This is a genomic window from Pseudoalteromonas sp. SR43-2 (assembly GCF_014163885.1).
In the GTDB taxonomy this organism is placed as follows: Bacteria; Pseudomonadota; Gammaproteobacteria; order Enterobacterales; family Alteromonadaceae; genus Pseudoalteromonas; species Pseudoalteromonas distincta.
In genome coordinates this window covers 271,448-280,709 of record NZ_JACJED010000004.1, presented here as the reverse complement: position 1 = coordinate 280,709, position 9,262 = coordinate 271,448, and the positions used below count along the sequence as shown (strand labels likewise).

Below are 9,262 nucleotides of genomic sequence, written 5' to 3'. Positions count from 1 at the left end.
ATACAATGAATTTAGGCCGCATTTGAGTTTAGGAATGAAAACACCAAACCAAGTGCACAAAAAAAGCCAGGAGCAAAAGCTACTGGCCTTCATTTAAAACCGTCAACGTATTTTAGGACGGGACATACCAATCTGCTTATATATGGGGTCTATTTAACGTTAAGAAAATTACGCTAGAACTAGGCAAAAGTTTTTATATCTAGTTGTTCTAAATAAAAAATTTTAACGACGTTATAGTGCAATTTAATTCGTTAAATTGATCAAAGATTTATGCAGGTTGGTATTAGTATAGCTAAAAGCACAAAGCATTTAAGGATAGTATGTTTAAGCGAATTGGTTTAATTGTTGGCGTTTTATTGCTAAGTACCTTACTGCTTGGTTATGTATTTCGTTTACTTTTATTACAGTGGGCTATAGCACCTGAGCTCGAAAAAGCGGGTGTCACATTAAATTGCCTTGATTTTTCAATAACGTCTGAACTAAATATTCATGCTGATAAAGTGTGTGTAAATTATCAAAATCAACAGTTACAACTTACTGGTATTACTGCAAATACAAAGCGTGTAGATATTGAAAATGCAGTGCTAAGAGTTAATCCACTCCCTAAAAGTGATAATGCTAATCAGCTTGCTAAAAATCTCGATTTAGCACTTCCCTTAAATCGCCCATTAATCAATATTAAACAGCTTGTAGTAAAAAGTGATGAGCTCAATAAGCCACTTAAAATAAGCATATTAGAACCCGAACTAAATAAATTTAATGTCTCAGGTGATATAAACGCAAGTGCAATTTTGACTGCTAATAAAGTAAGGGGTCAGTTTGAAATTAATGACACTTTTTTAAAGCACGTTATAAACACTAAAAATACATTAATAGCAGATTTTAACTTTAATACTCAGCAAGCATTTAGCTTTGATGGTATAGAACTTGAGTTAAATGGCGATATTAGCTCCCAGTTTGCTCACACGTATGAGCAGTGCAAAGTTAACGTATTAACCACTGGTAAATTGGCGACGCGTTTTAATTTAAATAGCCAAGCGTTAATATTTAATACCGATCTGCTTAATAACAAAATTAATTTAACACCAAGCTGTACTGAGTTAATTCCACCAAGTGAATATGCAGGCTTTGTTAGCAAACAAGTGCCTTTAAATTGGCAACTTAAACTCCCTCAATCAATTCGCTTAAAGAGTAGTGAGTTGAGGGTACCTGCAATTAATTTGTTAAGCGTGGGCGATAAGCAATTTGATTTTTTAATAACTGATACAACACTAAATATTACATCTCCATTTAAAGACTTACAGTCAACTTTATCAGCTCAAATAAATACACCCGATATAAATAATATTAACGTTAATGCTCAGTTATCTGGCGCTGCGATTAAAGGCGATTACGCCGTTATGCTTGAAAATTTACCTGAGTTTGTACCCGCAACAGCGGATGGGCTTAGCCTTAGTGGTCACTTTAATATAAGTGAGTTTATAGACTCAAAACCAATTGGGCTTATAAATGCTAAATTAACGCTTAATAGTGTAGATGCGTTTGATATAAGTGCAGTGCAATACCAAGGTGATTTAACTGCAAAAATGGATAAACAGTTAAACACAGAAGTAACGTTAACGCAGCAATTAAAAAGCGCAGAATATAAAGAATTTAAAGTCACAGATATAAGTAACACATTAACAGCAAATGCTAATTTAGGCGTAGGTGAGTTATTTGCTGATCTAACAGCAAAAACGAATATAAAGGCTGTTAATAGCCCCGACATAAAACTTAATAATATAAAAGTAGAGTCTACGGGCTTGCATAGCCGTGCACTAAAAGCCACGCATCACGCATTTATAAACGATGTTGAGTTAGTGATAAATCATCATGTGTCGTCGCAAGCTCATCCATTTGAAGTGGTTATTCCTGAACAAAGTGCGCTGTCGTTAAATGCGTTTATTAGTCAATTTGAGCCACTTGCACAGTTAACAGAGGGCGAATTTAATGGCTATATTAGTGGCGATGTAAACTTACAAGGTGCATCGTTCAATATGGGGATTAGTCATGTAAGTGCACTTTATAACGATTACCTTGCGAGCGATTTAAGCAGTACATTTAGCGGGGAATATAATTCAGGTAAGCTTAATGTAAAACCAACTACCTTTAATTTAAATGAGCTTAGGGCGGGTGCTATAGTTAAAGCGATTGAAGGGCAATGGCAAGTTAATAACAATACCGCGCTTATAAATGATGTAAAAGGAAGTGTGTTTGGTGGTGAGTTTTCATTAGATAGCTACACAGTAGGGAAGCCAAACCAAGTTGCTAATGTTAAGTTTGAAAATATTGATGCAAGCAAACTTGTTACACTCGACGATAAGTCGGGCATTGTATTAACGGGACGCTTGGCGGGGTCTTTACCGGTTCACTTTGATAGTGGAAAAATTGAAATAATTGACGGTAGCTTATTTAGCCAAGGAACAGGTAATTTAAAAATTACCAATAATGCCGCTTTTGATTCAGTAATGCAGCAACAGCAAGAGTTACAACCTGTGTTAGGGCTATTAACTAATTTAGATATTCAAAAACTTAATAGCAGTGTGGCACTAAAAAACGATGGTTGGTTAAAACTAGGGGTTAATTTGCAAGGCTATAATAAAGCAGAGCAGCAGCAGGTTAACTTTAATTATAACCACGAAGAAAACGTATTTACACTTTTACGTGCACTGCGTTTAAGTGACGAAATTACACAAAAAGTTGAGCAACAATACTCACAAAAAGGAAACTAATAATGAGACAGTCGTTATTGATAAAAGTACTGCTCGCGCTGAGTGCTATTAGTGCACTCAGTGCTTGCACGCATCGTGTTGAGGTGTCTGCTAAAGAGCCCATTACTATTAATTTAAATGTGAAGGTCGATCACGAAATTCGCGTAAAAGTAGATAAAGAACTCGACAATTTATTTAGTGACGACAGTGAGTTATTTTAAGGAGCTAGAACATGAATACGAAGAAAAAATTAAACATTATTACGTTAGTTAGTGCAGTATGTATGTCTTTCTCTGCTTGGGCTATTAGCCTTGATGACGCTAAAAACCAAGGTTTAGTAGGTGAAGATAGCTCCGGTTATTTAGGACTTGTTGTACAAAACGCAGAGGCAAAAGCCGTTGTTGATGACATAAATGCAAAGCGTAAAGCGCAGTACTTAAAGCTCGCTAAAAAGAATAACCTGTCGCTTTCACAAGTTGAAGCGCTTGCTGCTGCTAAAACAATTGAAAAAACCCAAAGTGGTCATTACGTTGAAGTAAATGGTAACTGGGTTAAAAAATAAGCGCTTGTTATTGTCTTGTTCTGCACAAACCAAAATAAAACCGAGCATTTAAGCGCTCGGTTTTTTACAGCCTTCAAGTAACTGCTGCCAAAAATCAATCCCCTTACGTCTTGCTAGGTTTATATTATGCTCTGGAATAGATTCAGGCTCGTTATAACTATCAAGTGCTTCGCTCATACTTGCTTCGCGGATTAAATGCAAAGTAGGAAAGGGCGCTCTATTTGTGTAATTTGCGGCATCGGTCTCATCGCTGTCGGCAAATACGTAATCAGGATGAAAGTTAGCAATTTGATACTTCCCTTCAAACCCCTGCGCGACTAAAAGCGCATTAGCTAAATCGACCAAGTCTAAAAAGTCTTCAAAGTCACTAAAGCCGTTGTCAAACATGATCAGGGTTGTTTCGCGCTCTGGTTCACGGTCAAGCTCAACACATTGCTCAAGCATATCCATTACAGCATCATCCATACTCGTTGCTGGGCTTACTATGTAATGAATACAGTTGTTTTCTACTTCTTTGCGTGCAAACGGGCAAAAGTTATATTTAACAATAACAGATGACACCCATTCACGGGTTTGGCTTATAGCTATGTTGGTCACGGTTTTGGCTCTAAATATTGATTAATAATGTTAAGTGTTTTTTGTATAGCACCTTGGTTTTTAGCTACGCATTGCGCAGCTTTAATACCTAAGGTTTGGCACGCTTTTGTGTTTTGGCTAAACGTTATGAGCTGCTTTGCGAGTTCGTCGTTACTATCAACCACTACAGCACCTTTGAGCTTTGTTAGCTCGGGATAAACATGGTCAAAATTGTATGTGTGTGGACCTGTTATTACACCTACCGAAAACGCTGCTGATTCCAGTGGGTTATGCCCACCTCTGCGAATTAAGCTGCCACCAATAAAGCTCACATTTGCAGCGCCATATAAACACTGTAATTCACCAAGCGTATCAGCAAGGAGTATTTGCTCATTATTATAGTTATTTTGGCTACGACGGCTAAAGCTAAGTGGGCTTTGCGTTAAAAGCTCTGCCACTTTGTCAAATTGCTCTGGATGGCGCGGGGCAATTATAAGTAATGCGTTCGGTTGCTTTTTTAGTAACTCTTGATGGGCTGAAAGTACCAGCTCATGCTCAACAGGATGTGTTGAGCCTGCCACCCACACAAAGCGTTCATTACTACTATAAAGCTGTTTAAGGTTGAGTACTTTAGCTAGTTGCTCTTCACTTGGTGTTATATCAAATTTTATTGAGCCTGTTACATGGCTTTTTGAAGCTTCAAGACCAAGTTCAATAAAGCGTTTAGCATCTGTTTTATTGTGACTCGCAAGTACCGTAATTGAGCGCATAATAATATGCGTTAATTTAGCGACCTTTTGATAGCCCTGCTGTGACTTTTCAGAGAGTCTTGCATTGATGACAAGTACTGGTATGTTTTTTTTGTGGCTTATCGCCATTAAATTTGGCCATAGCTCGGTTTCTAAAATACATAATGCTTGTGGCTTTATACGCTTTAAAAATCGAGCCGTTGCAAACGGGAAATCGATTGGTAAATAGCTACACGCTACAGTATTTTTAAACTGGCTAAGTATTTGCTCTCTGCCTGTTGGAGTATTACAGGTTATAAGTATATTTAAATTTGGATGCGCTTTTTGCAAAGCTTTAATAAGTGGCGTTGCGGCAAGTACCTCACCAACAGAAGCACAATGAAAAACTAAAGGTTTAGTTTTAACCGTAAATAAAGACTTACCGACAAACCCAAAGCGCTCTTTAAAGTGTGCACGATAGCCTTGGTTTTTTTTACCTCGTAAAATATAGAGATAAAATACAATCAGTGGGCTAATAATAATTAATGCGAATGAGTAAAAAATGCGTGCCATACTGATCTTTCTTAAAGGGAAGTGGCGTTAGTTTACCGTGAAATAGCCGTTTTCTAAACAGACTCGTTATAAAATATGGTCTGGGTTCAGTTATAACCCGATAAAATACACACAATTAAATAAAATTATGGAATAATGAATTTAATTTTTCCTGCCATTTCAGTTCCAAGAGGAATTTTTTCATGTCAATTATCGATTCAGTGGCAACTAGCTACGTTGAAACATTAAACCGTCATCAGGCATTATTTGAAACGATGGAGGCTTATCATCAAGAATCTATGCAATTGTTAGAAGCATGCCATAGTGCATTACAAGCTGGTGGCAAGATTGTTTGGTTTGGTAACGGTGGTAGTGCAGCAGATGCACAGCATTTAGCTGCAGAATTTGTAGTGCGTTATAAATTAGAACGTGGTCCGCTTGCTTCAATGGCATTGACCACTGACACCTCAATTTTAACAGCGCACAGCAACGATTATCACTTTGATACGGTGTTTGAACGCCAAGTTCAAGCGTTATGTAAGCCAGAAGATTTAGTTATTGGTTTAACCACATCAGGTACTAGTAACAATATTAATTTAGCATTGGAAGCTGCAAATAAACTAGGCGCTTTTACTGTGGCATTAACTGGGCGTGATGGCGGTAAAGTAAAAGATATTGCTAAGTTACCTATTATTATAAAAAATGACGAAACAGCGCGTATTCAAGAAGCTCACATGTTTATAGGTCACTGGTTATGTGAAGCCATGGATATGGTTGTTGCGGAGCAGCAGTAATGGATTTATCGTTATTAAAAAACTTATCAGCGGCACGAATATTAGTTGTTGGCGATGTAATGCTAGACCGCTATTGGTATGGTGATACAGGTCGCATTTCGCCAGAAGCGCCAGTACCGGTTGTTAAAGTAAGTAAATTTGAAGACAAAGCCGGTGGCGCAGCTAACGTTGCAAAAAATATAGCGCGGTTAGATGCAAAAGTTGGCTTATTGGGTTTAATTGGTGAGGACGAAAGCGGGCAGATTTTAGAGACCATCTTAAAAGGTGAAAAAATAAGCTCACAATTAGTCAGTGTATGTGATTTACCGACTATTTCAAAAATGCGTGTTATTAGCCGCCACCAACAATTGGTTCGTCTTGATTTAGAAGAAACGTTTACTGAGCAACACAGCCAGCTTTTATTAAACCGCTTAGAGCTTGTACTTGATGAATACGACTTTATTGTGTTTTCTGATTACAGCAAAGGATCTTTGAGTTTAATTAAAGAAATGGTAAGCCTTGCGAAGGGCGCCGGAAAAACGGTTTTAATCGACCCTAAATCGCCAGATTTACATTTATATGAAGGTGCTGATTACATTACACCTAACTTACATGAGTTTAAGTTAGCGGGTGGTCAAACCGATTCAGAAGAGGCTTTAGCCGCAAGTGCGCGTGATTTAATTAGCAAAAATGGCATTAAAGTTATGTTGCTTACGCGTTCTGAGCAAGGTATGTCGCTTATTAGTGCAGATGAAAAATTTGATTTTGCAGCGCAAGAGCTTGAAGTAAGCGATGTAACCGGGGCCGGTGATACGGTTATAGCTACACTCGCGGTTATGCTTGGCGCGGGCATGGAACCTAAAGATGCTGTCGAAATTGCTAATTTAGCCGCAGGTATCGTTGTGAGTAAGTTTGGGGCTGCAACTGTCTCGCCAGAAGAGCTAAGCCGCAAGCTTGGTCAGTATTTACATACTACGGGTGAGCATTACCAAACACCATTTGATGATGTACTTCAGCATATTGAATTTGCAAAACAAAACGGCGAAACCATTGTATTCACTAATGGCTGTTTTGATATTTTACACGCCGGGCATGTACGTTATTTAGCGCAAGCTAAAGCACGAGGCGATAGACTCGTTGTTGGATTAAATAATGATGAATCAATTACGCGTTTAAAAGGGGCAGAACGTCCTATTAACCCACTAGATGAGCGTGCGATGGTACTTAGCGCACTTTCATCAGTTGATTGGGTTATTCCGTTTGGTAGCTTAGATGAAAACGATACTCCCGCTAAATTAATTGAGCAAATAAGCCCAGATATTTTAGTTAAAGGTGGCGACTACACTGTAGATCAAATAGCGGGTGCTGAGCACGTACTTCGTCATTGTGGAAAAGTTGAAGTGCTTGAATTTTTAGATGGGTGCTCAACATCAAAAGTAATTAGTAAAATTAAACAGTAATACCAATTTTATTAAAAACATGATCATTCTAGCGTATTAAATAACTCACTAACTACGTTAAAAACTATTTATATAGAACAACTATGTATCATAATTTTAGCCTTGTTATTGAGCTATTTTCTTATCGCTATAATAGAACACTAATTTAATGCAATTAGTATAATTACTGATTTAAGTTACTAAAAATACAAAAAAGGGATGAAAACAGTGTTTTCATCCCTTTTTATTTTTAATAAAGTAACTTACTAAAAATTTAATTCGTACTTGGCAAATGCTGATGTATCGTTTTCAGCACCGTCATTGTTAGATGCAAAAGCACCTAAAGTGACTCGCCCTCCCATCGAAAGCATTCTATAACGAAGTTCTAATTGCTTACTATTAAAGCCTGTTTTAGTAATAGTGTTACCTAAATCTGGATTGCTAGGGTACCAATCGCTATTGTCACTATTGTAATCAACACTGCGTAATTTCAACTGCCAATCATCACCATTAGAAAGTTGACCAAGTAGTGTTAGGACAACTGATTGCGCATCATTGTCATACGTCGAACCAATAGTGCGTCCATGGTAGCGATAGCCAGACTTATAAGTATCATGCTCATAGTAACAATTTTCAACTATTGATTCAGCTGAACATGAAACACCTGTATCTATGTACTCTACATTTATTAATAAGTTTTGATCATATACACGTTGTGTTGTCTGTACACCATACAAATAGGCTCTATCGGCTGGCTTAAACTGTGAACTGGCATCTTCTCCAATCGTACTGGCATATACAGCATAAGGTTGGTTGAAAAGTGTATCTGACCAGCGAATATCTATGCCAGCTAATTGATTACCTATTTTTGACTCTAATTGGCTATCGCAACTAACATTGCCATCAATACATGCTGTTTGCCCAGTTATGACATCAATAAAATCACCCGCAGAGCCCGGTTGGCCGTCTCCTGCCCATTGTGCAGACCAGCTAACAGCAATTTCTAATTGTTGTATTGGGCGTATATTTAATCTACTGCTCCAAAGTAAAGCATCAGGAATTACACGTGTAGACTCAAGTTTAGCCATTTGTGCGGTAAAGCCCCATTGACCAATCCAGCTTAACCATGGTGTTTCAAAAGCAGTACTTTTTTCTCTGGTTACACTTAGTGCAGGTAAAGGTTTCGCATTACCAGACATAATTAAGCTGTTATCAACACCAGGTCCCCAAAATTGCTCAACAGCACCGGCTCTAAAAATCCAGTTACCTAAACGGTAAGCTAAGTAACTATCGTCAAGTGAGGTATCGTTACAATCAGTTAAAGCTTGCTCATCGGTAACTATATCGTCAGTCGTTTTTCCATCAACTAAACATTTTTTACCGTCGCTTCTGTAATTTATAGCTACTTTAGCTGCAAAGTTATCGCCTAAATAAGCGTAAGCTGCTGAAAGCTCTGTTTCTTGTGTATTTGTTGCACCAAAGCTTGTTGCTATGATCGGATCTGTGGCTGCAAAAGCAGATAATTGAAGACTATGCGAGCTGCTATTTTCTGATTTATATCGATGCTTAACGCGAAGTAAAGCATCTTGCAAGCTTGGAGATAATTGCTCAAGCGGCATGCTTTGCACATCACTTATAAAACTTTTCCACATAAGCGGATAGGTAGTTACAGGAGCTAAAATAACACCGGCATCAGCTAATTGTTGAATATCAGCTCTAAGACCGTAATCATCGGGTTTTACCCATGGTTCAGCATTAACTGACGCGCTTATAGCGCAAAAAAGAGTAGAAAGTAGAAAAATTCTGTTTCGCAAAGTTCAGATCCTTGTGATTTAGATTGCGGCTAAGTTTATCAACCTAAGCTTGTTATTGCAGTAAATAA

General features: G+C 37.8%; 8 protein-coding genes. 5 read left to right on the top strand and 3 right to left on the bottom strand.

Going from position 1 to position 9,262, the window contains the following annotated elements:
• Positions 1 to 320: 320 nt before the first annotated feature.
• The 3 genes from H5120_RS05495 to H5120_RS05485 are packed head-to-tail and all read left to right on the top strand — an operon-like array spanning position 321 to position 3,312.
• Positions 321 to 2,771 (top strand): YdbH domain-containing protein, encoded by a 2,451-nt coding sequence (locus H5120_RS05495; protein WP_182673829.1) that lies wholly within the window; start codon positions 321 to 323, stop codon positions 2,769 to 2,771.
• A 2-nt stretch (positions 2,772 to 2,773) separates the two neighbouring features.
• Positions 2,774 to 2,971 carry a YnbE family lipoprotein gene (locus tag H5120_RS05490; protein WP_007378800.1) on the top strand — a complete coding sequence of 66 codons (198 nt, stop codon included), beginning with the start codon at positions 2,774 to 2,776 and terminating at the stop codon, positions 2,969 to 2,971.
• An 11-nt stretch (positions 2,972 to 2,982) separates the two neighbouring features.
• Positions 2,983 to 3,312: a YdbL family protein gene (locus H5120_RS05485; RefSeq protein ID WP_002961068.1), complete on the top strand. Its 330-nt coding sequence runs from the start codon at positions 2,983 to 2,985 to the stop codon at positions 3,310 to 3,312.
• 48 nt (positions 3,313 to 3,360) lie between these two features.
• Here H5120_RS05485 and H5120_RS05480 read toward each other — a convergent pair whose 3' ends face one another.
• Positions 3,361 to 3,909 (bottom strand): DUF1415 domain-containing protein, encoded by a 549-nt coding sequence (locus H5120_RS05480; protein WP_165729383.1) that lies wholly within the window; start codon positions 3,907 to 3,909, stop codon positions 3,361 to 3,363.
• Positions 3,906 to 5,189 carry a lipid IV(A) 3-deoxy-D-manno-octulosonic acid transferase gene (gene waaA, locus H5120_RS05475; protein WP_182673828.1) on the bottom strand — a complete coding sequence of 428 codons (1,284 nt, stop codon included), beginning with the start codon at positions 5,187 to 5,189 and terminating at the stop codon, positions 3,906 to 3,908. The genes H5120_RS05480 and waaA overlap by 4 nt, the downstream gene beginning before the upstream one ends.
• Before the next feature lie 182 nt (positions 5,190 to 5,371).
• Here waaA and H5120_RS05470 point away from each other — a divergent pair, with 182 nt between their 5' ends.
• A complete protein-coding gene (locus H5120_RS05470) occupies positions 5,372 to 5,962 on the top strand; it encodes an SIS domain-containing protein (protein WP_002961065.1) in 591 nt (196 codons plus the stop codon).
• Entirely contained in the window at positions 5,962 to 7,401 is a 1,440-nt protein-coding gene (gene hldE, locus H5120_RS05465; RefSeq protein ID WP_182673827.1) for a bifunctional D-glycero-beta-D-manno-heptose-7-phosphate kinase/D-glycero-beta-D-manno-heptose 1-phosphate adenylyltransferase HldE, read from the top strand. The genes H5120_RS05470 and hldE overlap by 1 nt, the downstream gene beginning before the upstream one ends.
• Positions 7,402 to 7,646: 245 nt before the next feature.
• On the opposite strand, the gene H5120_RS05460 is transcribed toward hldE, so the two are convergent.
• Positions 7,647 to 9,194, bottom strand: coding sequence for a capsule assembly Wzi family protein (locus H5120_RS05460; protein WP_182673826.1), 1,548 nt, complete (start codon positions 9,192 to 9,194; stop codon positions 7,647 to 7,649).
• Positions 9,195 to 9,262: the final 68 nt, after the last annotated feature.

Bases quoted from the DNA above. Each gene is read 5' to 3' on its own strand.
- H5120_RS05495 (WP_182673829.1), top strand. From the start codon at position 321: ATGTTTAAGCGAATTGGTTTAATTGTTGGCGTTTTATTGCTAAGTACC.
- H5120_RS05490 (WP_007378800.1), top strand. From the start codon at position 2,774: ATGAGACAGTCGTTATTGATAAAAGTACTGCTCGCGCTGAGTGCTATT.
- H5120_RS05485 (WP_002961068.1), top strand. From the start codon at position 2,983: ATGAATACGAAGAAAAAATTAAACATTATTACGTTAGTTAGTGCAGTA.
- waaA (WP_182673828.1), bottom strand. From the start codon at position 5,189: ATGGCACGCATTTTTTACTCATTCGCATTAATTATTATTAGCCCACTG.
- H5120_RS05470 (WP_002961065.1), top strand. From the start codon at position 5,372: ATGTCAATTATCGATTCAGTGGCAACTAGCTACGTTGAAACATTAAAC.
- hldE (WP_182673827.1), top strand. From the start codon at position 5,962: ATGGATTTATCGTTATTAAAAAACTTATCAGCGGCACGAATATTAGTT.